Origin of the sequence: Roseobacter sp. MED193 (genome assembly GCF_000152965.1) — a bacterium.
GTDB lineage: Bacteria > Pseudomonadota > Alphaproteobacteria > Rhodobacterales > Rhodobacteraceae > Pseudophaeobacter.
Window position 1 is genome coordinate 699,320 of record NZ_CH902583.1, and the last position, 26,047, is coordinate 725,366.

At 57.0% G+C, this 26,047-nt stretch carries 32 protein-coding genes; 21 read left to right on the top strand and 11 right to left on the bottom strand.

Features of this window, described 5'->3' with window-relative positions; all coding sequences use genetic code 11:
* Positions 1–77 precede the first annotated feature (77 nt).
* Genes MED193_RS05825 through MED193_RS23215 form a run of 3 tightly spaced genes read left to right on the top strand, consistent with a single transcriptional unit; the run spans position 78 to position 1,873 of the window.
* Entirely contained in the window at positions 78–788 is a 711-nt protein-coding gene (locus MED193_RS05825; protein ID WP_009808734.1) for a CbiX/SirB N-terminal domain-containing protein, read from the top strand.
* Between the two features lie 42 nt (positions 789–830).
* Positions 831–1,574 carry a DUF4105 domain-containing protein gene (locus MED193_RS05830; protein ID WP_009808735.1) on the top strand — a complete coding sequence of 248 codons (744 nt, stop codon included), beginning with the start codon at positions 831–833 and terminating at the stop codon, positions 1,572–1,574.
* Positions 1,517–1,873, top strand: a complete 357-nt coding sequence (locus tag MED193_RS23215; protein ID WP_254655490.1) for a DUF4105 domain-containing protein — start codon at positions 1,517–1,519, stop codon at positions 1,871–1,873. The genes MED193_RS05830 and MED193_RS23215 overlap by 58 nt, the downstream gene beginning before the upstream one ends.
* Before the next feature lie 14 nt (positions 1,874–1,887).
* Here the strand turns inward: MED193_RS23215 and MED193_RS23155 are convergent, their stop codons facing one another.
* Positions 1,888–2,070, bottom strand: coding sequence for a hypothetical protein (locus MED193_RS23155; RefSeq protein ID WP_009808737.1), 183 nt, complete (start codon positions 2,068–2,070; stop codon positions 1,888–1,890).
* Here MED193_RS23155 and thrS point away from each other — a divergent pair.
* The 5 genes from thrS to MED193_RS05860 all read left to right on the top strand — a co-directional run bounded on the left by thrS (position 2,069) and on the right by MED193_RS05860 (position 6,968).
* Entirely contained in the window at positions 2,069–4,015 is a 1,947-nt protein-coding gene (gene thrS / locus MED193_RS05840) for a threonine--tRNA ligase (RefSeq protein ID WP_009808738.1), read from the top strand. The two genes, MED193_RS23155 and thrS, sit on opposite strands and share 2 nt — an antisense overlap.
* A 221-nt stretch (positions 4,016–4,236) precedes the next feature.
* Positions 4,237–4,542, top strand: a complete 306-nt coding sequence (locus MED193_RS05845) for a DUF2282 domain-containing protein (RefSeq protein ID WP_009808739.1) — start codon at positions 4,237–4,239, stop codon at positions 4,540–4,542.
* Between the two features lie 179 nt (positions 4,543–4,721).
* The gene (locus tag MED193_RS05850; protein WP_009808740.1) at positions 4,722–5,618 is read left to right on the top strand and encodes a DUF692 family multinuclear iron-containing protein; all 897 of its coding nucleotides are present in this window, start codon (positions 4,722–4,724) and stop codon (positions 5,616–5,618) included.
* Positions 5,615–6,400: a DNA-binding domain-containing protein gene (locus MED193_RS05855; RefSeq protein WP_009808741.1), complete on the top strand. Its 786-nt coding sequence runs from the start codon at positions 5,615–5,617 to the stop codon at positions 6,398–6,400. The genes MED193_RS05850 and MED193_RS05855 overlap by 4 nt, the downstream gene beginning before the upstream one ends.
* 4 nt (positions 6,401–6,404) lie before the next feature.
* Positions 6,405–6,968, top strand: coding sequence for a DoxX family membrane protein (locus MED193_RS05860; RefSeq protein WP_009808742.1), 564 nt, complete (start codon positions 6,405–6,407; stop codon positions 6,966–6,968).
* Between the two features lie 75 nt (positions 6,969–7,043).
* Here MED193_RS05860 and MED193_RS05865 read toward each other — a convergent pair whose 3' ends face one another.
* Entirely contained in the window at positions 7,044–7,361 is a 318-nt protein-coding gene (locus MED193_RS05865) for an ArsC/Spx/MgsR family protein (RefSeq protein WP_009808743.1), read from the bottom strand.
* Positions 7,362–7,588: 227 nt separating this feature from the next.
* Here MED193_RS05865 and MED193_RS05870 point away from each other — a divergent pair, with 227 nt between their 5' ends.
* Positions 7,589–7,807 carry a cold-shock protein gene (locus tag MED193_RS05870; protein WP_009808744.1) on the top strand — a complete coding sequence of 73 codons (219 nt, stop codon included), beginning with the start codon at positions 7,589–7,591 and terminating at the stop codon, positions 7,805–7,807.
* A 127-nt stretch (positions 7,808–7,934) separates the two neighbouring features.
* Here MED193_RS05870 and MED193_RS05875 read toward each other — a convergent pair whose 3' ends face one another.
* A complete protein-coding gene (locus MED193_RS05875) occupies positions 7,935–8,423 on the bottom strand; it encodes a dihydrofolate reductase (RefSeq protein WP_009808745.1) in 489 nt (162 codons plus the stop codon).
* Positions 8,424–8,778: 355 nt separating this feature from the next.
* Here MED193_RS05875 and MED193_RS05880 point away from each other — a divergent pair, with 355 nt between their 5' ends.
* On the top strand, positions 8,779–9,321 hold the full coding sequence (locus tag MED193_RS05880) for a YaeQ family protein (RefSeq protein ID WP_009808746.1): 543 nt from the start codon (positions 8,779–8,781) through the stop codon (positions 9,319–9,321).
* Positions 9,322–9,487: 166 nt separating this feature from the next.
* On the opposite strand, the gene MED193_RS05885 is transcribed toward MED193_RS05880, so the two are convergent.
* Complete coding sequence (locus MED193_RS05885; RefSeq protein WP_009808747.1) at positions 9,488–10,384, bottom strand: thymidylate synthase; 897 nt, start codon at positions 10,382–10,384, stop codon at positions 9,488–9,490.
* 410 nt (positions 10,385–10,794) lie between these two features.
* Between MED193_RS05885 and MED193_RS05890 the strand changes: the two genes are divergently transcribed.
* Positions 10,795–11,223 carry a VOC family protein gene (locus MED193_RS05890; protein ID WP_009808749.1) on the top strand — a complete coding sequence of 143 codons (429 nt, stop codon included), beginning with the start codon at positions 10,795–10,797 and terminating at the stop codon, positions 11,221–11,223.
* Between the two features lie 262 nt (positions 11,224–11,485).
* Here MED193_RS05890 and MED193_RS05895 read toward each other — a convergent pair whose 3' ends face one another.
* The 3 genes from MED193_RS05895 to MED193_RS05905 all read right to left on the bottom strand — a co-directional run bounded on the left by MED193_RS05895 (position 11,486) and on the right by MED193_RS05905 (position 12,736).
* Positions 11,486–11,983 (bottom strand): MarR family winged helix-turn-helix transcriptional regulator, encoded by a 498-nt coding sequence (locus tag MED193_RS05895; protein WP_173907544.1) that lies wholly within the window; start codon positions 11,981–11,983, stop codon positions 11,486–11,488.
* Between the two features lie 71 nt (positions 11,984–12,054).
* Positions 12,055–12,324 (bottom strand): succinate dehydrogenase assembly factor 2, encoded by a 270-nt coding sequence (locus MED193_RS05900; protein ID WP_009808751.1) that lies wholly within the window; start codon positions 12,322–12,324, stop codon positions 12,055–12,057.
* Between the two features lie 10 nt (positions 12,325–12,334).
* Positions 12,335–12,736 carry a helix-turn-helix domain-containing protein gene (locus MED193_RS05905; RefSeq protein WP_009808752.1) on the bottom strand — a complete coding sequence of 134 codons (402 nt, stop codon included), beginning with the start codon at positions 12,734–12,736 and terminating at the stop codon, positions 12,335–12,337.
* A 99-nt stretch (positions 12,737–12,835) separates the two neighbouring features.
* Between MED193_RS05905 and MED193_RS05910 the strand changes: the two genes are divergently transcribed.
* Together MED193_RS05910 and MED193_RS05915 are read left to right on the top strand one after the other, a co-directional pair.
* A complete protein-coding gene (locus tag MED193_RS05910) occupies positions 12,836–14,038 on the top strand; it encodes a pyridoxal phosphate-dependent aminotransferase (protein ID WP_009808753.1) in 1,203 nt (400 codons plus the stop codon).
* An 18-nt stretch (positions 14,039–14,056) separates the two neighbouring features.
* Positions 14,057–14,470, top strand: a complete 414-nt coding sequence (locus MED193_RS05915) for a hypothetical protein (protein ID WP_009808754.1) — start codon at positions 14,057–14,059, stop codon at positions 14,468–14,470.
* A gap of 51 nt (positions 14,471–14,521) precedes the next feature.
* On the opposite strand, the gene MED193_RS05920 is transcribed toward MED193_RS05915, so the two are convergent.
* Positions 14,522–15,910: an MATE family efflux transporter gene (locus MED193_RS05920; RefSeq protein ID WP_009808755.1), complete on the bottom strand. Its 1,389-nt coding sequence runs from the start codon at positions 15,908–15,910 to the stop codon at positions 14,522–14,524.
* Positions 15,911–16,021: 111 nt separating this feature from the next.
* The gene (ppk2, locus tag MED193_RS05925; RefSeq protein ID WP_009808756.1) at positions 16,022–16,942 is read right to left on the bottom strand and encodes a polyphosphate kinase 2; all 921 of its coding nucleotides are present in this window, start codon (positions 16,940–16,942) and stop codon (positions 16,022–16,024) included.
* Between the two features lie 196 nt (positions 16,943–17,138).
* On the opposite strand from ppk2, the gene MED193_RS05930 reads away from it, so the two are divergent.
* Entirely contained in the window at positions 17,139–18,014 is an 876-nt protein-coding gene (locus MED193_RS05930; RefSeq protein WP_009808757.1) for an alpha/beta fold hydrolase, read from the top strand.
* Positions 18,015–18,099: 85 nt separating this feature from the next.
* Here the strand turns inward: MED193_RS05930 and MED193_RS05935 are convergent, their stop codons facing one another.
* Positions 18,100–18,708 (bottom strand): carboxymuconolactone decarboxylase family protein, encoded by a 609-nt coding sequence (locus MED193_RS05935; RefSeq protein WP_009808758.1) that lies wholly within the window; start codon positions 18,706–18,708, stop codon positions 18,100–18,102.
* Positions 18,709–18,905: 197 nt separating this feature from the next.
* On the opposite strand from MED193_RS05935, the gene parE reads away from it, so the two are divergent.
* The 3 genes from parE (at position 18,906) to MED193_RS05950 (ending at position 22,352) form a co-directional block, all read left to right on the top strand.
* Positions 18,906–20,864 carry a DNA topoisomerase IV subunit B gene (gene parE / locus MED193_RS05940; RefSeq protein ID WP_009808759.1) on the top strand — a complete coding sequence of 653 codons (1,959 nt, stop codon included), beginning with the start codon at positions 18,906–18,908 and terminating at the stop codon, positions 20,862–20,864.
* Positions 20,857–21,213 (top strand): hypothetical protein, encoded by a 357-nt coding sequence (locus MED193_RS05945; protein WP_009808760.1) that lies wholly within the window; start codon positions 20,857–20,859, stop codon positions 21,211–21,213. Before parE ends, MED193_RS05945 begins: the two co-directional genes overlap by 8 nt.
* A 380-nt stretch (positions 21,214–21,593) precedes the next feature.
* The gene (locus MED193_RS05950) at positions 21,594–22,352 is read left to right on the top strand and encodes a hypothetical protein (protein ID WP_009808761.1); all 759 of its coding nucleotides are present in this window, start codon (positions 21,594–21,596) and stop codon (positions 22,350–22,352) included.
* A gap of 80 nt (positions 22,353–22,432) precedes the next feature.
* On the opposite strand, the gene MED193_RS05955 is transcribed toward MED193_RS05950, so the two are convergent.
* Complete coding sequence (locus tag MED193_RS05955) at positions 22,433–23,221, bottom strand: hypothetical protein (protein WP_009808762.1); 789 nt, start codon at positions 23,219–23,221, stop codon at positions 22,433–22,435.
* 166 nt (positions 23,222–23,387) lie between these two features.
* Here MED193_RS05955 and MED193_RS05960 point away from each other — a divergent pair, with 166 nt between their 5' ends.
* The 4 genes from MED193_RS05960 (at position 23,388) to MED193_RS05975 (ending at position 26,044) form a co-directional block, all read left to right on the top strand.
* Positions 23,388–24,152: a hypothetical protein gene (locus tag MED193_RS05960; protein WP_009808763.1), complete on the top strand. Its 765-nt coding sequence runs from the start codon at positions 23,388–23,390 to the stop codon at positions 24,150–24,152.
* A gap of 34 nt (positions 24,153–24,186) precedes the next feature.
* Positions 24,187–24,609: a PaaI family thioesterase gene (locus tag MED193_RS05965; RefSeq protein ID WP_039965962.1), complete on the top strand. Its 423-nt coding sequence runs from the start codon at positions 24,187–24,189 to the stop codon at positions 24,607–24,609.
* Between the two features lie 20 nt (positions 24,610–24,629).
* Positions 24,630–25,289, top strand: coding sequence for a DNA-3-methyladenine glycosylase I (locus MED193_RS05970; RefSeq protein WP_009808765.1), 660 nt, complete (start codon positions 24,630–24,632; stop codon positions 25,287–25,289).
* Positions 25,290–25,360: 71 nt separating this feature from the next.
* Positions 25,361–26,044, top strand: a complete 684-nt coding sequence (locus MED193_RS05975) for a hypothetical protein (RefSeq protein WP_009808766.1) — start codon at positions 25,361–25,363, stop codon at positions 26,042–26,044.
* The last annotated feature ends 3 nt before the right edge of the window (positions 26,045–26,047 follow it).

Consider the following 26,047-nt stretch of genomic DNA (forward strand, 5'->3'; position numbering starts at 1 on the left):
ACGTCTCCCCCCTTCTCTCCCCCGGCCCTGAACACTATTCACCCCTCAAATAATCCCGAAAGATCCATCGAGCCCCTATGTCCCGTTCTGCAAAGACCCGACCTGCAAAAATCGCCCTTCTCACCGCCCATGGCCAGCCCTCCGCACCGGAGGGACAGGAACAGGCCTTGACGCAGCTGGCGCAACAGGTCTCGGAGCAGCTGCCTGACTGGGACATCCGCTCAGCCACTCTTGCCAGCCCAGGACGTCTGGAACAGCTGATGCAGGATGGGGCTCTGGTCTACCCCTTCTTCATGGCGGACGGCTGGTTCACCTCTCAGGTGCTCCCCAAGCGGCTTCAGGGCTTTCACTATGAGCAGCTGCCCTCCTTTGGCCAGGATCCAGCGCTGCCGCAGCTAACGGCGAATGTTCTCTTCCAAGCCTTACAAGCCCAGCGCACCAAAACACTCGGGAAACCGCCCGTCTTGCTTGCGGCCCATGGCTCGGCACGCGGCCCCAAAGCCGCAGAGGCCACAGAACTCTTTGCCCAGGCCCTGCGCCCACTGCTCCCCGGCCATCAGGTGATAACCTGCTATATCGAACAAGCGCCCTTTGTGGCTGACGCAGCAAGAGATCTGCCCGCAGATACGCTCTGCCTGCCGTTCTTTGCCCAGTCAGGAAACCATGTAATCATGGACCTCCCCGAGGCCCTGAAAGAGGCGGATTTTAAAGGCAGAACCCTTCCTTCCCTGGGCAGTAGCAAAGGCATTGTCAGTTTGATCGCACAGGCGCTAAAAGCGGCCGCATAGCGCAGCCTCAACGATGTGCCACTGACAGCTGAGGGACCCAGTATGACACAGACACTCTACCGCAGTGGCCTCGCTGTGCTCTGCCTGGCGATCGCGCTTTCCGCTTGCTGGGCCTCTCTTGCCCTTTGGAACCGCCTCCCCTTTGGCTCCCTTGCGCGCGGCGCAGTGGCCCTCGGCTTTGCCACTTTGGCCCTTATGGTATTGCGCGGCCTGTTCCGACCTCGCCGGTTGCGTGCCCTTGCCACCTATTGTCTTGCGCTGACGACGGTACTTACCTGGTGGGCCAGCCTCACCCCTCCCACCACAGGAAACTGGGCGCCAGATGTCGCGCACCAGGTCACAGGAGAGCTGACCGGATCGACCCTGACACTCAAACACGTCCGCAATTTCACCTGGCGCAGCCCATCGGATTTTGATGCTAAATGGGAAAGCCGCAGCTATGATCTGGACCGGTTGGAAAGTGTAGACCTCTTCATGTCTCATTGGTCTGGTGAAACCATTGGCCATATGATCATCAGCTTCGGATTTTCTGATGGTGACCAGCTGGCCTGGTCAGTAGAAGTCCGCCGCCAGATCGATGGCGGCTTCTCCCCCATCGCCGATCTCTTCAAAAGCAATACCCTCGTGCTCATCGCTGCAGATGAGCGCGATGTACTGGGCACCCGCACCAATGCCCGCGGCGAAGATGTCTATATCTACCGCACCAACACCGGGGCGAAGATGTCTATATCTACCGCACCAACACCGGGGCGCAAACCGCGCGTGCTCTCTTGCTGCAATATGTAGTGGCAGCCAATCAACTGTCCCAACAGCCCCAATGGTACAATTCGGTCTTCACCAATTGCACCACCGTGGTCCTGAAAATGATCCGTACGATCACCGGTAAGCGGCCTCTGGATTGGCGAATTCTGGCCAATGGCTACCTCCCTGCCTACGCCTATGAGGCGGGCATTCTGGACACCCGCTTGCCCCTTGCAGAACTACGTGAACAGGGCCGTATCACTTCGCGCGCACAGGCGCATGGCCTCTCCCAAAACTATTCGCAAGTGATCCGCCAGGGCGTTCCCATGCCTGAAATGCGATAGGCGCGCTTTTCTATTCATTGGCTGTAAATACCCCGGGAAGCGCGAGGGGTCGGCCCCTCGCCCCCTGCCAAAATCACCTCCCCACGCAGGGACATGATCTTGACAGAGCAGCGGACACCTGCGACATCAGCCCCCATCACATAACCCGCAACCGGGCGTTCAGTGGGCGCCAAACCGACGAGGAGCAGCCAGACCATGGCCAAAATCTCTCTCACCTTCCCCGATGGCAATGCACGTGACTTCGACGCAGGTATCACCCCTGCAGAAGTGGCCTCCTCCATCTCCACCTCGCTGGGCAAAAAAGCGATTTCCGCCACCGTGAACGGGGCCCATTGGGATCTGCAATGGCCAATCGACGCCGATGCTTCCATCGCTCTTCACACCATGAAGGACGAGGCTCAGGCGAATGAGCTCATCCGCCACGACCTCGCCCATGTGATGGCCCGCGCGGTGCAGGAAATCTGGCCCGACACCAAGGTCACCATCGGCCCCGTCATTGAAAACGGCTGGTATTACGACTTTGACCGCGCCGAGCCTTTCACCCCCGAAGATCTGGGTGTGATTGAAAAAAAGATGAAGGAAATCATCAACAAGCGTGATCCGGTGCGCACCGAGGTCTGGGATCGTCAGCGCGCCGTTGATTTTTACACCGCGAATGATGAGCCCTATAAGGTCGAACTGATCGAGGCCATTCCCGGCGATGAACCGCTGCGGATGTATTGGCATGGCGACTGGCAGGATCTCTGCCGCGGCCCGCATCTGCAACACACCGGCCAATTGCCCGGCGACGCCTTCAAGCTGATGTCAATCGCCGGCGCCTATTGGCGCGGCGACAGTGACCGTGCCATGCTGCAGCGTATCTATGGCGTTGCCTTTACCGGCAAGGAAAAGCTCAAAGCCCACCTCCATATGCTGGAAGAGGCCGCAAAACGCGACCACCGCAAACTGGGCCGCGAAATGAATCTCTATCACATGCAGGAAGAGGCCCCTGGCCAGGTGTTCTGGCATCCAAACGGCTGGAAGATCTACACCACCCTGCAGGACTACATGCGCCGCATGCAGGAACGCGACGGCTATGTCGAGGTAAACACCCCCCAGGTGGTGGACCGCAAACTCTGGGAGGCCTCGGGCCATTGGGATAAGTATCAAGAGAACATGTTCATCGTTGAAGTCGACGAAGAGCACGCTCGTGAAAAGGCAGTGAACGCGCTGAAGCCGATGAATTGCCCCTGCCATGTGCAGGTGTTCAATCAGGGCCTCAAGAGCTATCGCGACCTGCCGCTGCGCATGGCCGAATTCGGTTCCTGCGCCCGCTACGAGCCCTCGGGCGCGCTGCATGGCATCATGCGGGTGCGCGGCTTTACCCAGGATGATGGCCATATTTTCTGCGCCGAAGACCAGATCGAGTCGGAAACCGCCAAATTCATCGCCTTCCTCTCCAAGGTCTATGCCGATCTCGGCTTCCACAACTGGACCATCAAGCTCTCCACCCGTCCCGAAAAGCGCATCGGCTCTGATGAAAGCTGGGATCTGGTGGAAAAGGCCCTGGGCGATGCCTGCAAGGCCGCAGGGTATGAGTATGAGTTGCTGGAAGGTGAAGGCGCGTTCTACGGCCCCAAGCTGGAGTTCACCCTGACCGATGCCATTGGCCGGAACTGGCAATGCGGGACGCTGCAGGTTGACCCCAACCTGCCGGAACGTCTGGAGGCCAATTTCATCGGTGCCGACGGCAACAAACACCGCCCCTTCATGCTGCACCGTGCAACCCTCGGCTCTTTCGAACGCTTCATCGGCATTCTGATCGAAGAACATGCCGGCAAGCTGCCCTTCTGGCTGGCCCCGCGTCAGGTAGTGGTCGCCTCCATCACCTCGGATGCGGATGACTACGTGCATGAGGTCGTTACCGAACTGCAGGCAGCAGGTGTTCGGGCCGAAGCGGATATCCGCAACGAGAAGATCAACTACAAAGTCCGCGAACATTCGCTGGGCAAAGTGCCGGTGATCCTGGCCATTGGCCATCGCGAAGTGGAGGAGCGCACCGTCTCGATCCGCCGTCTTGGTGAAAAGCAGACCCGCGTTGATAGTCTCGAGAATGTTACAAAGGCCCTTGGGGTCGAAGCAACGGCACCAGACCTTTTGTAACATTTGCTCAGAAATCTCATCTCAGCGGCCCCCATTTGGGGGCCGCTTTGTTTCAACGCTTCAAAATGCCCCTTATTTTCAAGCATCTAGGCAGGCCCCCTCAGTCACAGGTACTGACGCGCCCGTGAGACACGCTCTCGTGACTTAAACTCTTGTACTCCTCGGGTTAGGTTTTTCATGTCAACAAGACAGCGCAAGCCTAACCAAAAGGAATTCATGAGATGTCGAAAACTTCCAAATCTCTCGCCGTTGCAAGTGCCGTTGCCGCCGCTCTGACCGCAGCCTCCACCCTGCCCGCCGCTGCAGGCACCAAAGAGAAGTGCTATGGTGTCTCCCTTGCCGGTCAAAATGACTGCGCCGCCGGTCCCGGCACAACCTGCGCCGGAACCTCTACCGTTGACTATCAGGGCAATGCCTGGACTCTGGTAGACGCTGGAACCTGCGCCGATATTGACCTGCCTGACCTTGCAGATGGCGGCAAGCGGACCGGCTCGCTGGATGCTCTGGAGCGTGACCTGCCTGCATAATCCAGGTCACTGAAACGACGCCAAGAGGGCGGCCATCATGCGGCTCTCTTGCTTTGGCCATCCGGTTTTCACTGGCGCATTCGGACCAGCTAGGTCAGCCAGCTGAACGCCGCTTTGGCCTCTCCGCCCCTCTGCCCTATGATCTGCTTTGATCGGATCCGCCAAACACGAGATCTGTTATGCTTCAATCCTTCTCTCCCAATTGCGGCCTGCCAGACGCGCCCGGCGTCGGCTACAAGCCACAGCATTTCGCGGAAATCATGGAACAGGCAGAGCCAGTGCAATGGTTGGAAATCCACGCGGAAAACTACATGGGTGCGGGCGGGCGTCCTCTGGCTCAACTGCGCCATTTGGCTGAGAAATTTGCTATCTCGGTACACGGTGTTGGTCTGTCGATTGGCGGCGAAGCCCCGCTTGATCCGCAACATCTGTCCCGATTAAAACACCTGGTGAACTGGCTCAAACCAGCGAGTTTTTCCGAACATCTCGCCTGGTCGACCCATGACGGCCATTTTTACAACGACCTGCTTCCGCTGCCCTATACGAATGCCACGCTGGACCGGGTCTGCACCCATATTGATCAGTTGCAAGAGGCAATCAACCGCCCCATGCTGCTGGAAAACCCCTCCAGCTATCTCGCCTTTACGGAGAGCACTTGGTCTGAACCGGCGTTCCTGGCAGAAATCAGTCGCCGCACCGGCTGCGGCCTGCTGCTGGATGTGAACAATGTCTTTGTCTCTGCCACCAACTTAGATTTTTCACCCCAAGGTTATATCGACGCCTTTGCGCTCGACAAGGTTGGGGAAATCCATCTGGGTGGCCACGACGAGGATGAGGACGATCAGGGCCGACCGCTGTTAATCGACAGCCATGGCCGTGCAGTGGTCGATCCGGTCTGGGCGCTGCTGGATTATACTCTGGAGCGCTCTGGTCCCAAACCCGTGCTGATAGAATGGGACAATGACGTGCCAGATTGGCCGACCCTGGCTGCTGAAGCTGAACGGGCGGCCTTTGCTCTCAGTGGGCTACCAAACTCAGGAACGGCCAGCTCGGCTGCCAAAAGGGCCACGGGATGACCCAGACAGATCCGAAAACCGCACTGGGGTCTGTTGATCAAGCAACATTCACCCAGGCGATGATGGATGCCACCCAGGATGTGCCCCTGGGGTTGGTGGATCATGAAGGCGCCGCTGCCGGACAGAGGTTTTCCGTTTACCGCAACAATGTGGCCGTTTCCCTTACCGAGGCGATGCACAGCGCCTTTCCGGTGGTCGCCAAATTGCTGGGCAAGGAAAACATGGATGGGCTGTCGGGTCTCTTTCTGCGCGCCCATCCGCCCAGCTCGCCACTGATGATGTTTTACGGTGTTGAATTCCCCGCCTTTCTTGAAGGTATGCAACAGCTGAGCCATCTGGGATATCTCGGCGATGTGGCGCGTCTGGAACTGGCCCTGCGCCATGCCTATCACGCTGCTGACGCCGCCCCTATTGATCCCATGTTGCTGGCAGGGCAGTCCGAACAAGCACTGTTAGATAGCCGTATTACCTTGGCCCCAGCGCTGCACCTGATCCGCTCTCCCTGGCCGATGCATTCGATCTGGCGCTTTTCCACCGAAGCAGGCGCTGCAAAGCCAAAAGCCGGAGCTGAGGCTGTCCTAATCACCCGCCCCGAATTCGATCCGATCCCGCAGGTCGTGAACCCAGCCGACGCCGCCTGGATAGAGGCCCTCATGCAGGGAGACAGCATTGGCGAGGCCCTGGACCAGGCCCGCACCATAGACAGCACATTTGACCTCAGCTCCCCACTCACCCTGCTCTTGCAGGCCGGAGCCATCACTGGACTAGAAAGCAAAGGGTAACGACATGCATACACTTGTCACCATTCACAACGCCATCTTTGGCCTCGTCGAAAAAGCGGGTAGCTGGCTGCTGCCACTTGCGGCGCGCTTTGTCTTTGCCGCCACGCTATTGCTGTACTATTGGAACTCGGGCCTGACAAAACTGGGCGATGGCCTTTTCGGACTGTTTAGCCCCTCAATTGGTGCCTATTCGCAGATCTTTCCGAAACAGCTCGAAGCGGTCGGCTATGACGTCTCCGAATTTGGCGTGTTTCATCAGCTGGTCGTACTTGCTGGCACCTATGCCGAATTCATTCTGCCGCTCTTGATCCTGTTGGGGCTGTTCACCCGTCTGGCCTCACTGGGGATGATTGGCTTTATCGTTGTTCAGTCCCTCACTGATGTGATTGGCCACGGCGCGACTGATGCAAAGACCCTGGGCGCTCTGTTTGACCGCTTCCCAGATAGCCTCATCATGGACCAACGCCTGTTCTGGGTCTTTGTTTTGGCTGTACTTGTGGTCAAGGGCGCCGGAGCCCTATCCCTAGACAAAATCCTGAAACGTCGGCTTGAAACTGTTCCGATGTAAACCCACGATCTGATCCACAAGAAAAGGCGCCCTGCATCATACAGTGGCGCCTTTTTTCATGGCTGATCAAGAGGCCTAGTCGGCCACCAGGGCCGCCTGTGTGGCCTTGTCCCAGCCTAAAAATAGCTCTGCCTGCCGGGCGATCAGCGGGCGTTTCATCAGCGCGGGGTGCTCTTGCAGAAGATCCAGGGGCGCTCTGCCGCGCTCCTCTGCGTTCAATCCACGCCAGGTGGTTGAACGCGTATTGACCAGTTTATCACCAAACTGTGCCAGAGCTTTGGCCAAGACCTCTGCTGGCACCCCTTCGCCGCGAACATCCACCAAACGCGCCTGAGGCAATTGTTTCAACGCCTTGCGACAGGTGTCGCAGTTCTTTAGCCCATAGAGGATCATCAACTTCCCTTTCTCAATGCAGCAAGAGCACAACCCATGAGGGAGTGCAGATAGCCACTTGATTTATTTTCCACTCATGCAACAGTTGTATCCGGGTGACAACAGATGGGCTCCCATGCGGCACAGTTTTGGCTGTGCTACGCCGTGCTCATGAATATCTGACACTAGTCCCCCCTAAACAACTGGGCGTACCCAGAGCAACATATAAGTAGAAGGAGACACGGGAAATGCCAAGCGGCACCGTGAAATGGTTTAATACCACCAAGGGATTTGGCTTTATCGAGCCCGACGCCGGTGGAAGTGACGTCTTTGTACATATATCTCAGGTTGAGCGATCCGGCCTCACTGGCCTCGCAGACAACATGAAAGTGGATTATGAGCTCACCGAGGGGCGCGACGGCCGTCAAATGGCCGGTGACATCAAACCCTTGATGAGCTCAAACTGAACGCAGAGACCCCTGGCAGGTACACGCAACGCCACCACGCAGGTCATGAATCTCTGCTGGTGGGGCGCGGCGTTTGCGGACGTTAAAGCCAGATGGCCAGGTATTTTGGCCTTCTCAGAGCCTTGCCTTACGGATGCGCAGGAATACGCAGAAATTCGACCATCGTGCAGGCAGGGTCGGCAACGCGGAGCTGGGTCTCGCCATTGCGTTGCCAGTCGCTCAGGGTCACCTCGGGAAAGAAGGTATCCGCGCCCTCAACCACCATATCGACCTCTGTTATCAACAATCGGTCAGCGATCTGCATCATCTCCCGATAGATCCCCGCGCCGCCAATGCCATAGATACGACGATAGCCCTGTCCATAGGCCGCATCAACGGCTGCGGCGACTGAGCCATGCACCTCATCCGCGGCTTCAGAATTGGAAGAAACCACTAAGTTCAGCCGGTTCTTCAATGGCTTGAACGGCAAACTGTCCCAGGTATTCCGCCCCATGATAATGGCGCCACCAAGGGTTTCACGCTGAAAGGCTTTCAGGTCCTCAGGCGCGTGCCAGGGAATGGTGTTATCCTTGCCAATGGCGCCATTGCGGTCGCGAGCAACAATCAGGGTAATCATCTTGGGGTCTGCCTTAAAACGAAAGCCCCAGCTTGGGGCGGAGGTCAATTCACGGTGAGCTGCCAGTACTGCATGTGCAGGCTCGCTTGGGAACGGGTGCCATATTATCTGGATTTATTCCAGAGTTCAGGCACGCAAAATCGCCTGAGATAAAATCAACATCGACCCACAGCTTCAAATGGGCCTGCTACTGTGTGACTTGACGCAGGCCATGCGCTGTTTTGCCCAGATAGGGCCTCACAGGTCGCGGTCCTGCAGGGGCTCGCCCCTTGGGCAACGCGGTAAAGCGCTTTTCGCTTTTACAAAGCCACGCAGCGTCCTACATAGCTCTATCTTTGCTATTTCAGGAAAAACCATGGCGCAAAAAGCCACCATTTATAAAGTCGAGCTCTCCGTATCTGATATGGACCGTCATTATTATGAGACCCACAAGCTAACCGTTGCCAAACATCCCTCCGAGACGGATGAACGGATGATGGTGCGGCTGCTCGCTTTTGCACTAAATGCAAACGAACAATTGGAACTGACCAAAGGTCTTTCAACAGATGACGAGCCAGACATCTGGCAAAAAAGCCTAAGTGGCGAGCTGGATTTATGGGTGGCCTTGGGGCTTCCCAGCGAGAAGATCATACGCCAATCCTGTGGCAAAGCCAAAGAGGTGATCGTGTATAGTTATGGCAGGACCGCAGATGTGTGGTGGGACAAAATCAAGAACAGCACTACACGGTTTGAAAACCTTCAGGTCGTCAACTTTTCTGAGAACGAAACCCGTGAGTTGGCAGAGCTCGCAAATCGCTCGATGAAGTTGCAGGTCAATATTCAGGATGGCGATGTGATGGTTAGCGTTGATGATCGCATCGTTTATGTGACCCAGACCAAATGGAAAGCGACGGTATAGCCGCGCCTGATCACCCCCACCCAAATGGACCACATTGACAGTTTGCGCATGGTTGGCCCTTGGCCCTTCCGGGCCATGGCCTCTGGCATAACCGTTCCCAGGACGCTTCTTGCCATCCGATCTCTGCGGCAGTCCACAAAAACCGATTTAAGATTCCATACCTAGGCTACACCGCGACCTCGGCAGATATCGGAGGATGAGGCGCGTACCCGTCAACCTGAAAGTCTCCAATCTCATAGTCATCGATGCTTGCCGCGCGTTTCAACAGTGACATCTTTGGGAAGGGGCGGGGTTGGCGCTTTATCTGCTCGCGCGCCTGTTCGAAGTGATTGAGATAGAGGTGAACATCACCGCCAACCCAAACAAGCTCCCCTGGTACAAGATCTGCCTGCTGCGCAAGCATGAGCAGCAAGGCGGACGCCCCAACACAGTTGAAGGGTTTTCCAAGCAGCAGATCAACTGACCTCTGAAACAAGAGACAATTTAGTCTTCCATCCGAAGTCACATGATATTGATAGACCATATGACATGGTGGAAGCGCCATCTCTCCTAGTTCAGCAACATTCCAGCCGTGAAACAGCATGCGCCGGCTTGCAGGTGTCTCGCGAAGCGCGCGAACCAAACCCGCAATTTGGTCGTGCTCGCGCCCGTCGGCGCCCATCCACCGGCGCCACTGCTTGCCATAAACAGGCCCCAACTCTCCCCACCGGGCCGCAAAGGCATCATCGTTGACAACCCGCTGCTCAAACTCCTCTTGCGAGACGTCCTCTCCAGTCTCGCGGCGATAGGTTGCTAACGGCCAATCGGTCCAGATCCGCACATTATCTTTGAGGAGAGACTGAATGTTTGTCTGCCCCGTTAGGAACCACAGCATTTCCTTGACGGCGGTCTTCCAATACACGCGCTTGGTCGTAAAAATGGGGGCAGTGCCATCCGACAGGTCGAACCGAACCATTGCGCCAAACAGTGACCGCGTTCCAACGCCGGTTCTGTCAATGCGCTCGTCCCCCTGCTCTAGAACCCGCTCCATCAGGTCCAGATACTGATACTCCGGATGCCGCATAACTCCGCCTCCAAAAATGTTTCTTTGCTACCGTCAGCCCACAACGGCGACCACTTTTCTCAATCATAAAGCAAAGCGCAGGCGGAGCCACAGCTCATTCAGAAATATTAGCGCTATCAAGCAACTGAGGCGGCAGACTATTAGACAGTGCGCGACAGCCAACGGGCCACAGCTTTCGCCGTGCCGGAAACGAGCCCCCTTGGGCTTGATCTGCTGGAGATGGCTGTTGATCTGCCGCCGCCTCACAGCCGCGTGTTGGCAGAGATTCAGCCCATCTCCTTCCAGCCCTGCGAATCGATTGGTTCTGGCCTATAGTCCACGCAGATAGTAGCAAGCAGAGGCACCTCCCCGCAGTCTCTGGCCCCTGGGGCCTATGGGAGAGATGTTTTCAATATCAAGGATACTCACACATGGCGCTTACATATCTGCACGTAATGGTTCGGGTGAAAGACCTGGAAAAATCCCAAGCATTTTATGAGCTTTTGGGACTGCGCGAAACCCGCCGCTACGACAGCGAAAAGGGCCGCTTTACCCTGCTCTATATGGCTGCGCCCGGTCAGGAAGAAACACCAGTAGAGCTGACCTACAACTGGGATGGTGATGAAGGCCTGCCCAGCGACAGTCGCCATTTTGGCCACCTCGCCTATGGCGTCGACAATATCTATGAAACTTGCCAGTTCCTGCAGGATAACGGTGTGACCATCAACCGCCCGCCCCACGACGGGCGCATGGCCTTTATTCGCTCGCCTGACAATATTTCGATCGAGCTGCTGCAAAACGGCGAAGCCTTGGAACCAGCTGAGCCCTGGACGAGCATGGGCAACACGGGCCACTGGTGATCGTTTCTCCGGCTGCGTGACGCCAGCTGGGCTCCCCCCTGGATCACACCATCTAAGACCGCCGCAAAATGCGTTACGCCAAATAGAAACGCACCGCTGGTCCATTTGGGACAAGGCGGTGCGTTTTTTAGCGAACCCGAATTCTTCAAGTCTAGATGCGACTGGTGTCCAGCCGAACCAGGATATTTTGTGCTTTGGGCGGTGCAATTCTAGCGCGCCCCAGATGTTTACTCGGGGACATTTTGCCCCAAAGCCCTGTTTTTTAATAGATATAGCGGATCTGATCCGACCAATACCGTTCCACACGCTTCAGGGACCCGGTGATGTCAGCAATGCCTTCGCGACTGATAACATCCTTGCCCTCTAGGCCTTCGGCGTGACGTGCAAAGAGGCCCGCGACGATATCACGGATCTCGCGACCGCGTGGCGTCAGGCGAACCCGAACGGACCGACGGTCAATCTCGCAGCGCTGATGGTGCATATAGTCCAGCTCAACCAGCTTTTTCAGATTATAGCTGACATTGCTGCCCTGATAATAGCCACGGCTCTTCAGCTCGCCGGCGGTGACTTCATTGTCACCAACGTTGAACAAGAGCAGTGCCTGCACTGCATTTATTTCCAGAACGCCTACGCGTTCAAATTCATCCTTGATCACATCCAACAGCAGACGGTGCAGACGCTCCACCAGTGCCAGCGCTTCAAGGTAACCAGTCATGAACCCTTTACGGTCCTGCTGGCCAATTGGCATTTCCATACTCATTCGCATCTCCGACTCGAGTTTGCTCAAGAGAGAATGCAGAAAATTCCCCAAAAATGCGTTAAGCTGGTTTTTTATTTATTTTGATGGGTTTGCGCGACTTCTTCGATCAGCGACTCATAGGGGCTGGGCGTTGCCACCTGGCCGGTAACCCATTGATAGAGATCCTGGTCATTCTCATGCAGCAGCTGATCATAGAGATCCAGCTTGGCCGCATCCATCGCGGGCAGGTTGGCATCAGCATAGGCGGTCAACAAAATGTCCATCTCTTTGATACCACGCCGCATCGACCGCATCTTGAGCCGCTTTAGCCGATGTTCGTACAGTTCTGTCGCGTCGGTCATGCCATCCGCCTCACGTGGTAGAAGAACTGTGCACCAGCGTGCGGAGTTTCTTCTCCAGGCGCGCTGCGCGTTCAGCATTACTGCGCATCTCGTTGCGCAAAGCCCGCAGTTCTTGCAGGACACCGGCAAAATCGCCCACATCCAAATCCATCTCGCTGGGCTCCGACATTCCTTCGCCCTCGCCGGTCAGCAACCAGGACATGGAAACATTGAGCAACCCCGAGACCATAGACAGTTTGTTCGCCCGTGGTTCCGACAGGTCCTGTTCCCAGCCCATCAGCGTGGTTTTCTTGACGCCAAGGCGACGGGCAAGCTGGGCCTGGGTCATATCAGCGGCTTCACGGGCCGCCGCAACGCGATCCCCAAAGGTCGCCGCCTCAGGTCCGAACCAATCTGTTGTTTCGTCAGCCATTTGCCATCTCCGTTTCTCGTCTTTATCAATGCTGCTTGATCGAATTTTGGTGGCACCCTATGACAGTTACCAAGAACATTCAAACAGGGACCAACCGCCATGTCTTTCCTCTCCAAGACCCTCGAGCGTGTAAAACCGTCGCCCACAATTGCGATCACCGCTATGGCGGCAGAGCTGAAGGCCGCAGGCCGTGATGTCATAGGGTTAAGCGCCGGCGAACCCGATTTTGACACGCCTCAGAACATCAAAGACGCCGCGGTTGCTGCCATCGCAGCTGGCAAGACCAAATACACCGCGCCAGATGGGATCATCGAGCTGAAGCAAGCGATCTGCGCCAAGTTTGAGCGCGAAAACGGTCTTTCCTATGAGCCAGCTCAGGTCTCGGTCGGCACGGGCGGCAAACAGACGCTCTATAATGCTTTGATGGCGACCCTGAATCCTGGCGACGAAGTCCTCATCCCTGCGCCCTATTGGGTGAGCTATCCAGATATGGTGCTGCTGGCCGGTGGCACCCCTGTCGCGGTCGAGGCCAGCTTGGAGACTGATTTCAAACTGACCCCTGAACAGCTGGAAGCGGCAATCACCCCCAAAACCAAATGGTTCATCTTCAACTCTCCTTCCAACCCCAGCGGTGCAGGCTACAGCCGCGCCGAGCTGAAGGCGCTGACAGATGTGCTGATGCGCCACCCTCATGTTTGGGTGATGTCTGACGATATGTACGAACATCTGGTGTTTGATGGGTTTGAATTTGCCACCCCCGCCCAAGTAGAGCCCGGTCTTTATGAGCGGACCCTCACCTGCAATGGCGTCTCCAAGGGATATGCCATGACTGGCTGGCGTATCGGTTATGCCGCCGGCCCCGAGCACTTGATTGCCGCCATGCGAAAAATTCAGTCGCAATCGACCTCGAACCCCTCCTCCATCAGCCAATGGGCGGCGGTTGAAGCCTTGAACGGGCCGCAGGATTTCCTGGCCACCAACAACGTCGCCTTCAAACGCCGCCGTGATCTGGTGGTGGCGAAGCTCAACGCCATTGAAGGCATAACCTGCCCGACACCAGAGGGCGCCTTTTATGTTTATCCGTCGATTGCTGGGTTAATTGGAAAAACCACACCAAAAGGTACCGTTATTGAGAATGACGAGACTTTTGCAAAGGCGCTCTTGGCCGAAGCGGATGTGGCTGTGGTCTTTGGCGCCGCCTTTGGCCTGTCGCCGAATTTCCGCGTCAGCTATGCCACTTCGGATGAGGCCCTGACAAAAGCCTGCGCCCGGATCGCGGCCTTCTGTGCCTCCCTTACCTAAGTCAAAGGATCCTATCTGATGGCTGCAATACTGCCCGAGTATTTCTTTCGCGTCCGTGAAAACGGTGCTTTTGTGTTTCGGGTTGATACCGAAAACCGCCAGCGTCGTATCGATATGGACCAGATTGCAGCCGTCAATATCCGCAATGGTGAGATCAAACCGCACGGTGGACGCGCCCTATCCGAGACGGATCTCGCGCAGATCAAGACCTGGATGCAAGAGCGGCGCGCGGTGCTGGCAGCGCGCGATATCGATGACATCAAGCGGGCGGTGGATCATCTGAACCTCACCGCGCATTGGGCGCAGACCAAAGCCACAGACGACCAACTCGAGGCCGTCACTGATGATCTGTTGTTGACCATGCATGATTTGCGCAGCGTCTTGGTGCGCAAAAAGGCTGATCGACTGATGAAAGGCAATAAAGGCGACTAGCTAGGGCGGACCGCGTTGCACGGCGCCTTTATCGCGGACAAGCCGCGGCCCTTACGCCCTCTCTGGTGTCTGTTTGATCGAATGACGCCAGAACCGCAGCATCAGGAACACGCCAGCAAAGCAAAGCCCCAGCACCAGGCCGGACCAGACTCCGACGCCCCCCCAGCCAAAGCTAAACCCAAAGAGGTAAGAAGCCGGAACCCCGATCGCCCAATAACTGAGGGCCGCAATCACCATGGGCCAGTTGGTATCCTGCACCCCGCGCAGTAACCCCAGGGCAATCACCTGCATACCATCGGCCAGCTGGAACAATGCCGCCATCGCCAAGAGGCCAGCCCCGACGATCAGAATTTCAGGCTTATTTGGTTCCTGCGGGTCCAAGAACAATGAAATCAACGGGTCCGGCAGCAGCAGGAAGGCGGCGATCCCAATAAAGGCCATGATCAGGGACATCGCGATAACAACCTGAGCGCCCAGCGCCATATGGGCACGATCCCCACGCCCATAGGCATTGCCAGCGCGGATGGTGGCAGCATTGCTAAGTCCCAGATGCACCATGAAGGTAAGCCCGGCCAGGGTCATCGCCACGCCATGGGCGGCCAGCGGGATCGTCCCCAGCCAGCCCATCATCATGGCGGAGGCTGCAAACAGGCTCACTTCGCTCAAGTTGGTAAGGCCAATGGGCATCCCAAGTTTAAACACCCGCGCGAACATCTCCCAATCGGGGCGATGAAAGTTTTTGAGAATTTCATGCTCAGGCAGCACCCAAAGCGCATAGGCTGCCACTGCCAGCAAGGACACGGTCTGCGTTGCGATCGAGGCATAGGCTGCCCCGGCAATGCCCAGCTCTGGCGCGCCCCAGTTGCCGAAAATCAGCGCGTAGTTCACCAGCCCGTTGACGACAGCGGCCAGAATGGTGATCCAAAGCACAATCTGGGTCCGCTCCAGCGCCGCCAGATAAGATTTAAACACCATAACCAACAGCGCCGGAAACAGGCCCCAGCCCGCCAACTTCAGATAGGCGGAGGCCGGCCCTGCCACTTCGGGCTTTTGCCCCAGGGTCAGCAGGATCTGTTCCGAATAGAGCAGCACTGGCATCGCCACTACCGCAAAAAGAAATGAGAGCCACAGCCCCATACGGGTGGCCCGCCGGATCTGGCGCTCCTCACCTGCGCCGGCTGCCGCCGCAACAAGCGGCATCACCGCGATAGCGAATCCCGCGCCCATCAGGAAAAACACAAAGAAATAGGACCCTGCCAGCGTGACAGCCGCCAGTTCTGCAGCGCCATACCAGCCCAACATGACGGAATCCGTCATGCCAATGGCAAATTGCGCCACGTGACCGCCAACCAGCGGGAAACCAAGTACAGAAACCGCCCGCAGGTGGCCTGCGGTGGTCATTTTGGGCTTGGGCGAAAGAGGGCTCGACTGATCTACCATAAACCCGTCTTAGCAGGTAATACGCCCCCGGCAAGCACCGAGAGCGCAAAGGCGATTTCAAAGAACCCCTTGACCGTTGCCGCCTCACGAAAAGCGGCGAAACCGCAGGCCCTAGCGCGCTTTCGTGTCCGGGTGCAGGGCCTTGCCCAGGATATGATCCGAGCGATGGATCACATGATGCGCCTGGCCCACAATCAAGGGATCAGGATCCTGCGCAATCGAGGTATCCTTGCCGGGGTAGTCGAGGGTGCTGAGGAAATGGCGCATACAGTTAAGACGCGCGCGTTTCTTGCAGTTGGATTTGATCACGGTCCAGGGCGCATCAGCGGTGTCGGTGTAAAAGAACATCGCCTCTTTGGCCTCTGTGTAATCATCCCACTTGCCCAAGGAGGCCTTGTCAATTGGCGACAGTTTCCATTGCTTCAGCGGATCCGTTTCACGGGATTTGAACCGGCGCAGCTGCTCAGCCTGGGTTACCGAGAACCAGTATTTGTAAAGCCGCACGCCGGAACGTACCAACATCCGCTCCAGTTCTGGTGTTTGACGCATGAACTCCAGATATTCATCTGGTTCGCAAAAACCCATGACGCGTTCGACACCAGCCCGGTTGTACCAAGAACGGTCATAGAGAACGATCTCACCATTGGTCGGCAGATGATTAATATAGCGCTGAAAATACCATTGGCCGCGTTCTTCGTCGGTAGGTTTGTTCAAAGCGACAACTCGAGCAGACCGCGGGTTCAGGTGTTCGGTAAAGCGTTTGATCGTGCCCCCCTTACCTGCCGCATCACGCCCTTCAAAGACCATGGCAAATTTCTGCCCGGTGTCCTGTGCCCAGATCTGAACCTTCAACAGCTCCGCCTGTAGGCGAGCCTTTTCGGCCTCATAGGTCCGGCGCGCCATCTTGCGCTTGTAGGGATAGCGCCCGCTTTCAAAGGCACTATGGATCTCCTCCGGTGATGGTCGCTTTTCAACCACCTCCTGTGCTTCAGAAGTCGGAGCGATTGGCGAGTTTGCGGTGGCGTCTGTCATCAGTGTTCCCTTTTGATCTGTTCGCCCGGATCATATTTGACTTGGCGAAGCCACGCGCTGACCTGTGTCAAGAAACTGTCATATTGCCTGGACTTTCTATTTTTTCTCGCTCGAGATGACGCAACGCTGCGCTTGCCTAAGGGCGAGGCAGATCGCAGCTTCTCTCTATAACTGGCAGGCGATAGGAGGGGGACAGATGCAGGGAGCCTTTGAGAGCGTTAAGGGCAGACCTTTCTTTGTGCGCCGCTGGGGGGATCCCAGTCTGCCGCGCCTTTTGCTACTGCATGGCTTTCCGGAATATGGCGGCGCCTGGCACGATGTGGCCAAGTCTCTCAACCAGAGGTTTCACTGCATTGCCCCCGACCAACGCGGCTTTGGACAAAGCTGGACCCCCGAAGGGGTCGAGGCCTATGGTGCCTCCCATTTGATTGACGATATGGTGGCGCTGATTGGCACAGACGCTATGACAGGTCCCATATCGGTCTTTGGCCATGATTGGGGCGCAGCCATTGCCTATGGCCTGGCAATGTTTCACCCCGGTCTGGTGGATCGCTTGATCATTGCCAACGGGGTTCATCCGGTGCCATTTCAGCGCGCGCTGGCAGCGGGTGGCGCGCAGACCACTGCCTCGCAATATATCACCTGGCTCCGCCAACCTGGCGTTGAGGATGATCTGAGCGCCAATGGCTTTGAGAAGCTCCAGCAACTCTTTGCCACCCATATGGATATGTCCTGGCTCTCTGGCACGCGGTTGCAGGACTACAAGGTGGAATGGTCACGTCCTGGCCGGCTGCGCGCCATGCTCAATTGGTATCGGGCTTCGCCGCTCGTGGTGGCCACGCCAGGGCAGCCCATCGCCATACCGCCCCTGCCCCTGACGCGTCTGAAGGTTCCGCAACCTCACCTATTGCTCTGGGGGGATGGGGATACGGCCTTGCTGCCAGAGACAACCCAAGGGCTGGAAGAGTTCGCACCCGATCTCACCCGCATCACGCTTCCCGGCTGTGATCACTGGCTGCACCACCAAAAACCCGAAGAAGTTGCTCAGGCCATACTGGACTGGCATCCGTAGCTGAGTATTCGCACCAGAGTTTCGGGCCCGAGCTTTAGACCAGGGATTAGGCCTGTGGGTTTATCCTGAGGGTTTGTCCTGTGGTTTAGCTATGCCCCCAATCATCGGGATTTTCTGAATTGTTCGGGCTGAGCCCCAGATCATCGCCCTTGGTTGAGCAACCAAGCCCTAGAACCGTGCGGTTGGCATAGGAGAAATAGGCACTCACCTGGTTGATCTCTAGAATTTCTCCATCGTCATAGCCCAGTTGACGCAGGGCCTCTATGTCTGCCTCCACCAGATCCGCGGGGGCCTCGGTCAATCTACGGGCATAGGCCATAGCACCCTGCTGCGCCGCGTCCAAAGGGGCCGAAGCCGGGTCACGGGCCTCAATCGCGGAGCGAATAGCCAATCCGCGCGCCTCATCCCCCAGCAGACGTTGCAGCCCGGCAAAATGGTGCTCAACACAGTACTCACAGTTGTTCAAGGATGAGACCCAGACCCCAAGCACTTCCAGGAACCACTTGGGGATCTTGTTGCCCGTGTGGTGCAGGACATTCTTGTAAAGCGCCATATGCCCCTCCATCGAATGGGGTCGCAGGCTGTGGGCCATCATGATGTTGTCGACATTGTTGTTTGGCCCAGTAACCCGCTCATAGAGCTTTTTCAGTTTGCCGGTTGCCGCATCGAACGGAACTGTCTTGATCCAGGCCATCGTATCTTTCCCTCTTTCATTCTCGCCTCACGTTAGCCAAGCAAACCCAAAGTGAAAGCAAAAACACACCTCCCTGCCTCCAGGATGGCCTCCCCATGGATCAGGTTATCCACAGCGCCTAGCGGACCTCTTTCGCAAGACCACAACACCTGCCATAATGGCTGCAACCATAACAAACCAAAGAGCAGCTCCCGCCAATGGCCAACGACCTCCTCAGCACGCCCAACGACGAAACCTATGACGCCTCCTCGATCGAGGTACTCGAAGGGTTGGAACCTGTTCGTCAGCGGCCTGGCATGTATATCGGCGGCACTGATGAGCGTGCACTGCACCATATGGTGGCGGAGATCCTCGATAACTCGATGGATGAGGCCGTCGCGGGCCATGCCAACCGCATCGAGGTGACGCTGCACGCGGATTACTCTGTCACGATCTCGGACAATGGTCGCGGCATCCCCATTGATCCGCACCCCAAGTTCCCGGACAAGAGCGCGCTCGAAGTCATTTTGTGCACCCTGCATGCGGGCGGTAAATTCTCGGGCAAGGCCTATCAGACCTCCGGCGGTCTGCACGGGGTTGGCTCCTCGGTCGTGAACGCGCTGTCCGATAGCCTTGTGGTGCAAGTCGCTAAAAACAAAGAACTGTTTGAACAGCGCTTCTCCCGCGGCCTGCCCTTGGGCCCGGTAGAGAAGGTCGGGGCGGCGCCAAACAAACGCGGCACCTTTGTCACCTTCCACGCGGATGAACAGATCTTTGGCTCGCACCGTTTCAAGCCCAAACGCCTGTTCACCCTGGTGCGCTCCAAGGCCTATCTGTTTTCGGGCGTTGAAATCCGCTGGAAGTCCGAAATCGACGACAAAGAAACCCCGGTCGAAGCGACTTTCCACTTCCCCGGCGGGCTCAAGGACTACCTGACCGAGGTCTTGGGCAAATCCTCTGTCTATGCCGATGTACCCTTTGCGGGCAAAGTGGAGTTCCGCGAAAAATTCGGCGAGCCGGGCTATGTGGAATGGGCGATCAACTGGACGCCCTCACGTGATGGCTTCACCCAGAGCTACTGTAACACCGTCCCCACGCCCGAGGGCGGCACCCATGTTGCCGGGTTCTGGGCGGCGATTCTCAAGGGCATCAAGGCCTATGGTGAGCTGGTCGGCAATAAAAAGGCCGGCAGCATCACCCGCGACGATCTGATGGCGGGCGGCTGTGCCCTGGTCTCCTGCTTTATCGCCGACCCCGCCTTTGTCGGCCAGACCAAGGACCGCCTCTCAACTGAGAGCGCCGCCAAAATGGTGGAAAACTCGGTGCGTGACCATTTTGACAACTGGCTGGCCGCCGATACCAAATCGGCCGGCGCCATTCTTGACTTCCTGGTGCTGCGCGCCGAGGAGAGGCTGCGCCGCAAGCAGGAAAAAGAAACCCAGCGCAAAAGCGCCACCAAAAAGCTACGCCTGCCCGGCAAGCTGACGGATTGCACCTCCAAGGACCGCGCCGGCACTGAATTGTTCATCGTCGAGGGCGACTCGGCCGGCGGTTCCGGCAAGGGCGCACGCAATCGCAACAATCAGGCGCTACTGCCCTTGAAGGGTAAGATCCTCAACGTGCTGGGCGCGGCCTCTAACAAGATCGGCACCAATGCCGAGATCCGCGACCTCTGCGAGGCTTTGGGGGTAGGCACTGGCACCAAGTTCAACCTTGATGATCTGCGCTATGACAAGATCATCATCATGACCGATGCGGATGTCGACGGGGCGCATATCGCCTCGCTTTTGATGACCTTCTTCTTCACCCAGATGCGCCCGCTGATTGACGGCGGCCATCTCTACCTCGCCTGCCCGCCACTGTTCCGCCTGACCCAAGGGGCCAAACGTGTGTACTGCCTGGATGAGGCAGAGCGCGACAAATGGATGGAGAAGGGCCTGGGCGGCAAGGGCAAGATTGATGTGAGCCGCTTTAAGGGTCTGGGCGAAATGGATGCCAAGGATCTGAAAGAGACCACCATGGACCCCAACACCCGGAAATTGATCCGGGTGACCATTGACGAGGACGAGCCCGGCGAGACCGGCGATCTGGTCGAACGTCTGATGGGGAAAAAGCCCGAGCTACGCTACCAGTATATTCAGGAAAACGCGAAGTTCGTTGAGGAGTTGGATGTTTGATAACAACGGAGGGTTTTCCATCCTTGAACATCATTACCGACGCGTCACTGATTTGGGCGAAAAGATTTGCGCAGGTGATATCGTTCGATTTGTGCCACCATTAGATCGTGACGCTGAATGGTACATGTTTGAGATGCGCCACGATTCCAAAGGCCGCAAGGTAATGGCTTGCATCAACTGGATCGGTTACAAAGCCGGGCTTCAAGGCAATGCATGCGTCCAGGAAGACGGGTTCATTGTCGGCACAAACATGGTTCAGCTTGCTTGGTTCAAGGAAAACTGGAGCTCCCGCTTTGTAGGCGAAGGGTCATTTGAAAGCTCCCAATTCTTCAAGTTTCAGAGACAATAGTCCGCTATAATTAACGAGCCCCCGCCTGACCTTGGGAGGGCGCGAATGCGCCTTACCGGGGGGAAGGTCAGGCGCCGGCCTGACGGCCCAGGGGATCACCTGCAACTGTTGCCTTCCAAAGCTGTCGGCATCAGCGAGGGGCTTCGCCCGTCCTCGCCTCAAACAGTCCCCCGCACTGTTTGTCCCTACGGGAACCGGCTTGAACTCCACGGGGGGAAGGTCAGGCGCGGGCCTGGCGGCTGCGCCCCCACAAGCCAGCATTGACTCCCAAAATCACACGCCTAAAGTGCGGAGAAATCACAAAGGCCGGAAGAAACTGAGACACAGTCGCGGATCCTTTTGCCTAAAAAAAACGTTTCTCTGCTTTGAGGATACCGTCGATGCAACTTTTGAAAAAAGCTGGGCCAATCGTCGTTGCTCTAGCATCCTACTTTGCTGTAAAGGCATTTTTCTTTGACACTGCTGCGGCTAAAGATGTTGAATCAGAACAGCTTGAGCATGCCCTGATGCAGGCCGATCATGGTGAGTTCTTCCAAGTCTTAAAAGCCGGGTTTCCCCAAGAATTTCACACCTTCATCGAAGAGCTGACCGAGGTCGTGAATCAAGAACATGCCGACAAACAACAAAAATCCATCGCAGTCCGCACCAGTAGTGCTGCGTTCACAGCAGAGCTAAGACGCGAGAACGCTCATTATTTGCGACAAACCCCTGCAGATCTTCTACGCGCCTTGCACAGGAGCAAACTTGACCTCTTGCTCGCGGTCCAAGACGACCCGGCGCTTTGCAACAAAGTTGCACAACTTAGTGCAGCCGCTCTTTCAGCAAACGAAATGAACGACCAACGACAAGCGATCCTCTTTGAGGGGTCGATCGTGGTTCTCAACTCTATTGTCGCGGGTCGGGATCACCCAGTGGAGCGCAAACAGGCCACAGAGGAGGACTATGCCGATTTCCTAGCCGAGTGGCGGAAACAGTCAGACGTAACGCCCAGCATGTTCGAAACACTGATGAAAGACGACGCATCAAGCGGTGATTACTGTGCCAGCATGACAAGCTTCCAGCGTTACTCAGTCGCTGCAACGGGCCGCTCGGCCGAACGTGTTCTGGCCGAATTATCCGTGTTGACGGAAGCTCGTTGAGGAATGGAGCGCATTTCATTTGCACAGTTTTCCTGTGCCATTCCGCCCTAACACGCGGCCCGCCCTCCCTATGGCTCGGGCTATTGATAGCTGCCGCTGCCGGGATCATAGCGCAGTACGGTTTCGCGGCCGCAGACCAATTCGGGCAGACCGGCGGAGCGGCTTGGCAACACGCCCAGACGCACACAGCCGGTATTGATGGCGATCCGGTGCCCTGTGGACATCTGCAACTCGCAGGACAGCATGCCCCAGCGCTCCCACCAGCTGCATTGAAACAAATCCATCCGGCCCGTGCCATCCAGATCGTACTGCATCTTCAGTGGCAGACCCTTATCAAATCCGGGCCGATCATAGTCCGCCACTGAAAGCTGCGCCAAGGCGGGCAACATCTGGTCCAGCACCCGGCTCTCGACCTGCTGCAACACCCCGCCCGCAAAAACGAAGGCCCCGAAGCGGCCATTCAGATCGGTATGCCCGGCTCCGGCCTCGGTGGTTTCGATCACGAACCGGTAGCCCTGGGGGCTGCGCTGCACCTCGGGATCTCCCCAGGCGTAGAACTCGGGATGGGTTGCGTTGACAAATCGCCCGCCCTGCAGCGACAGAACCGCATAGCTGGGCGCACAGCAATTGCCGCCACCGCTCCAGCTGTGCAAGAGATCGATCTGACCGTCACCGTCAAAATCTGCCTCCAGAATTTTGCTGGAAATTCCCGTCTCTGGCACCATGGCCTGAACTGGCACGCCATTGACATAGGCGATGATCACCTGCTCATACATCTCGCCGCGCACCTCATAGGTGATGGGCTGCGCCACAGCGGCTCCTGCCGCACCCAGCACAACGCACCATAGACCGACTACAAAACGCAGCATTTCTTTTCTCCCACCGAATTTCCCAAGCTGTCTGTCCCAGACTGCCGTGACAGGCTGAAAAATCAAACAGAGCCTGCCTGCCTGATCACGTTTCCATCAGCCCTGTTGCATGAAACCCTGCCAGCTTTTTACTGTACAGCCAGTCGCTCTACCCCAAGGACATGCTATGATCTTTATCGCCGACAACCAGCTTTTCCTCATCCTGATCTGCTTTTTCCTCGGCCTGATCGGGACGGCATTTTTGCTGCGCAAACCCGCAGAGCACAGGGCCTGGAAATACGCGGATCTGGTTTGGATCCTCCTAGGGGGCATCGGCGCCTTGGCTGCGGTTATTGCCGGGATTTACAAATCCGACAGCAGTCACCTGGAACGCCAGATTGATGTCGCCTATGCCGCAACCGCTGCCTTTGACCATGATGCTGCGCGGTTTCGTCTAAGGTTTTGCGATCCCGCCTCCGACGCCTCTGTCGTTGTGCTCTGCGAAAAGATCGAATTCCTGTCGGCCTCAACCGCTGGCAATGCGGAGCTCCCGCTGTTCATTGCGGTGACGGATGAGGTCGCCCCCTTGCAGGGCATCACCTTTCTGGCCGGATCTGGCCCCGCAGCACAAGAAATGACAGCAAAGACCGCCAGCGCCGATGCCTTTGATCCGGAAGCGTTTTTGATCTTTTCTGCTTTGGATGAAGCGACACAGACATCTGTGGAAGATCTGCGCAGCCGGGTTCCTGCCATCGCCGGAGACTTTGTGATTTTGGCACAGGCCTATGAAGATCTGATCGCTCAGGTTCAGCGGCTCAAACAGGAATGGGACTATTTGCAAGACAACGCCTATATCCTGGTCCTGCAACTCTTTGCACTTTGCCTGGTTGGATTCGCTGCTCCGTTCCGGCTGGGAAAATCTGTGGTGGAGTTGCGGCAATCAGGCCGTTAGTCTGCTTTTGGACAGATGCAAGGATGAGGCCAAGATGAGTTCAACCGCAGCAATGAGCGTGACAGACGCCCAGGCCCTATTGGACGAAAACTTTGCTGAATGGGTCCGGGCGCTGGATCTGACAGTGACCGACTTCTGCCCCCAATTTACCGTGTTACATATGCCCTTGGCGCCCCATCTGGCGCGGGTGGGCGGTATTGTATCAGGGCAGGCCTTGGCTGCGCTGGCCGATACTGCGATGGTTCTGGCGGCGGTCGCCCATGCCGGCGAGATGCGGATGTTTGCCACCACGGATCTGCACACGCAATTTCTACGCCCCGGTGTTGGTTCTGCCATCCAGTGCCGCGCAGAGGTGGTGCGTGCAGGCAAGGCGCTGGTCTTCACCCGCGCCGAGATGCGCGAAGAAAGCAGCGACAAACTGGTCGCAACCGCGACTGCGACCTTTTACGCCCCCTAACCTAACCGGACCAAAGTGCCATGCGCAGTTTTGAAGAGATCTTTGACATATCTGCTGCCCGTCACGGTGGTGCTGCGGCTGTGGAGGCCTTGCTTGTGCACCCCGCCCCTGCGGCCTCGACCCTGGCGGAGGATCGCTGGCTTTCACTGATGACCAAATCTATCTTTCAGGCCGGATTTAGCTGGAAAGTCATAGAGGGTAAGTGGCCTGGCTTTGAAGCCGCCTTTGATCAGTTTGATGTGGGTCGCAACGCCTTTATGGATGAAGAAAAACTCGACGCCCTGCTGAAAGACACCAATATCGTGCGCAACGGGGCCAAGATCCAGACCGTGCGTGACAATGCGGTCTTCCTGATGGAGCTGCGCCAAGAGGGCGGCGCGGCGAAGGTGTTTACCGATTGGCCATCGACGGATTTTATCGGGCTGTTGGACATGTTGAAAAAACGCGGTAGCCGCCTGGGAGGGGGCACCGGTCAAATGGTGATGCGTTTTGCTGGGCGCGATGGGTTTGTCCTGTCCAAAGATGTCACCGGGCGGTTGATAGCCGAAGGGGTGATCGACAAACCGGCCACATCACAAAAAGCGCTGCGCCAAGTTCAAGCCGCCTTCAATCACTGGCAGGCACAGTCTGGCCGTTCGTTGATGGAAATCAGCCGGGTTCTGGCCTTGAGCTGCGGATAGGTTTTCGAGGAAAAGATGTTGAATCTCAGAGGTTTTTTCCATGATCTACGACGATCGCACCGGGGCATCACATGATCCTGCGCCTTGTTGTGATATTCTCTTTGCTTGCAGCCTGTGGACGCCCGCTCAGCGAGGCGGAACTCAGCTTCCTCTCCGACATACACGGCGAGAGTATCAACACGGATAGGGTAAGGCTGGTGCGCGGTGCGCCGGTTGCCGCTGTCACCTTTCGGCGCAAACCTCGCCCACGTATCACCTGCCGCGAGCGCATACTCCCCCCCGTGAAGGAGGAAAAGATCGTCACCTCTTCCCCTGCGGCTATCGCCCTGTTTAACCGGATCTTTTTTGTCAAAGACTGGTACACAGAGGACTACATGCCTGCCTATCCAGACCGTCTGTACTTGGTGGAGGCCATGTTGCTGGCCCACGAGATGACCCATGTTTGGCAATGGCAGAACCGCCGGATCACCGGCTATCACCCGCTGCGGGCAGCAGCCGAGCACAGCGCCAGCCCTGATCCCTACTTGTTTGAGCTAGACAACAGCCCCGACTTCCTCAGCTATGGGTATGAACAACAGGGCGCCATCGTCGAAGAATATGTTTGTTGCCGTGCCCTGGCGCCGCAAGCGGCGCGCAGCAAACGGTTACACAAAATGCTCAAGGCGGTCATGCCTGTCTCGGATCTACCCAAGGCCCGGCAAAGCGATGTCTACCTGCCGTGGAAAGACGCCGAATTGCAAGGGATTTGCGCCTGAAAA

Bases quoted from the DNA above. Each gene is read 5' to 3' on its own strand.
- MED193_RS05825 (WP_009808734.1), top strand. From the start codon at position 78: ATGTCCCGTTCTGCAAAGACCCGACCTGCAAAAATCGCCCTTCTCACC.
- MED193_RS05830 (WP_009808735.1), top strand. From the start codon at position 831: ATGACACAGACACTCTACCGCAGTGGCCTCGCTGTGCTCTGCCTGGCG.
- thrS (WP_009808738.1), top strand. From the start codon at position 2,069: ATGGCCAAAATCTCTCTCACCTTCCCCGATGGCAATGCACGTGACTTC.
- MED193_RS23155 (WP_009808737.1), bottom strand. From the start codon at position 2,070: ATGGTCTGGCTGCTCCTCGTCGGTTTGGCGCCCACTGAACGCCCGGTT.
- MED193_RS05845 (WP_009808739.1), top strand. From the start codon at position 4,237: ATGTCGAAAACTTCCAAATCTCTCGCCGTTGCAAGTGCCGTTGCCGCC.
- MED193_RS05850 (WP_009808740.1), top strand. From the start codon at position 4,722: ATGCTTCAATCCTTCTCTCCCAATTGCGGCCTGCCAGACGCGCCCGGC.
- MED193_RS05855 (WP_009808741.1), top strand. From the start codon at position 5,615: ATGACCCAGACAGATCCGAAAACCGCACTGGGGTCTGTTGATCAAGCA.
- MED193_RS05860 (WP_009808742.1), top strand. From the start codon at position 6,405: ATGCATACACTTGTCACCATTCACAACGCCATCTTTGGCCTCGTCGAA.
- MED193_RS05865 (WP_009808743.1), bottom strand. From the start codon at position 7,361: ATGATCCTCTATGGGCTAAAGAACTGCGACACCTGTCGCAAGGCGTTG.
- MED193_RS05870 (WP_009808744.1), top strand. From the start codon at position 7,589: ATGCCAAGCGGCACCGTGAAATGGTTTAATACCACCAAGGGATTTGGC.
- MED193_RS05875 (WP_009808745.1), bottom strand. From the start codon at position 8,423: ATGATTACCCTGATTGTTGCTCGCGACCGCAATGGCGCCATTGGCAAG.
- MED193_RS05880 (WP_009808746.1), top strand. From the start codon at position 8,779: ATGGCGCAAAAAGCCACCATTTATAAAGTCGAGCTCTCCGTATCTGAT.
- MED193_RS05885 (WP_009808747.1), bottom strand. From the start codon at position 10,384: ATGCGGCATCCGGAGTATCAGTATCTGGACCTGATGGAGCGGGTTCTA.
- MED193_RS05890 (WP_009808749.1), top strand. From the start codon at position 10,795: ATGGCGCTTACATATCTGCACGTAATGGTTCGGGTGAAAGACCTGGAA.
- MED193_RS05895 (WP_173907544.1), bottom strand. From the start codon at position 11,983: ATGAGTATGGAAATGCCAATTGGCCAGCAGGACCGTAAAGGGTTCATG.
- MED193_RS05900 (WP_009808751.1), bottom strand. From the start codon at position 12,324: ATGACCGACGCGACAGAACTGTACGAACATCGGCTAAAGCGGCTCAAG.
- MED193_RS05905 (WP_009808752.1), bottom strand. From the start codon at position 12,736: ATGGCTGACGAAACAACAGATTGGTTCGGACCTGAGGCGGCGACCTTT.
- MED193_RS05910 (WP_009808753.1), top strand. From the start codon at position 12,836: ATGTCTTTCCTCTCCAAGACCCTCGAGCGTGTAAAACCGTCGCCCACA.
- MED193_RS05915 (WP_009808754.1), top strand. From the start codon at position 14,057: ATGGCTGCAATACTGCCCGAGTATTTCTTTCGCGTCCGTGAAAACGGT.
- MED193_RS05920 (WP_009808755.1), bottom strand. From the start codon at position 15,910: ATGGTAGATCAGTCGAGCCCTCTTTCGCCCAAGCCCAAAATGACCACC.
- ppk2 (WP_009808756.1), bottom strand. From the start codon at position 16,942: ATGACAGACGCCACCGCAAACTCGCCAATCGCTCCGACTTCTGAAGCA.
- MED193_RS05930 (WP_009808757.1), top strand. From the start codon at position 17,139: ATGCAGGGAGCCTTTGAGAGCGTTAAGGGCAGACCTTTCTTTGTGCGC.
- MED193_RS05935 (WP_009808758.1), bottom strand. From the start codon at position 18,708: ATGGCCTGGATCAAGACAGTTCCGTTCGATGCGGCAACCGGCAAACTG.
- parE (WP_009808759.1), top strand. From the start codon at position 18,906: ATGGCCAACGACCTCCTCAGCACGCCCAACGACGAAACCTATGACGCC.
- MED193_RS05945 (WP_009808760.1), top strand. From the start codon at position 20,857: ATGTTTGATAACAACGGAGGGTTTTCCATCCTTGAACATCATTACCGA.
- MED193_RS05950 (WP_009808761.1), top strand. From the start codon at position 21,594: ATGCAACTTTTGAAAAAAGCTGGGCCAATCGTCGTTGCTCTAGCATCC.
- MED193_RS05955 (WP_009808762.1), bottom strand. From the start codon at position 23,221: ATGCTGCGTTTTGTAGTCGGTCTATGGTGCGTTGTGCTGGGTGCGGCA.
- MED193_RS05960 (WP_009808763.1), top strand. From the start codon at position 23,388: ATGATCTTTATCGCCGACAACCAGCTTTTCCTCATCCTGATCTGCTTT.
- MED193_RS05965 (WP_039965962.1), top strand. From the start codon at position 24,187: ATGAGTTCAACCGCAGCAATGAGCGTGACAGACGCCCAGGCCCTATTG.
- MED193_RS05970 (WP_009808765.1), top strand. From the start codon at position 24,630: ATGCGCAGTTTTGAAGAGATCTTTGACATATCTGCTGCCCGTCACGGT.
- MED193_RS05975 (WP_009808766.1), top strand. From the start codon at position 25,361: ATGATCCTGCGCCTTGTTGTGATATTCTCTTTGCTTGCAGCCTGTGGA.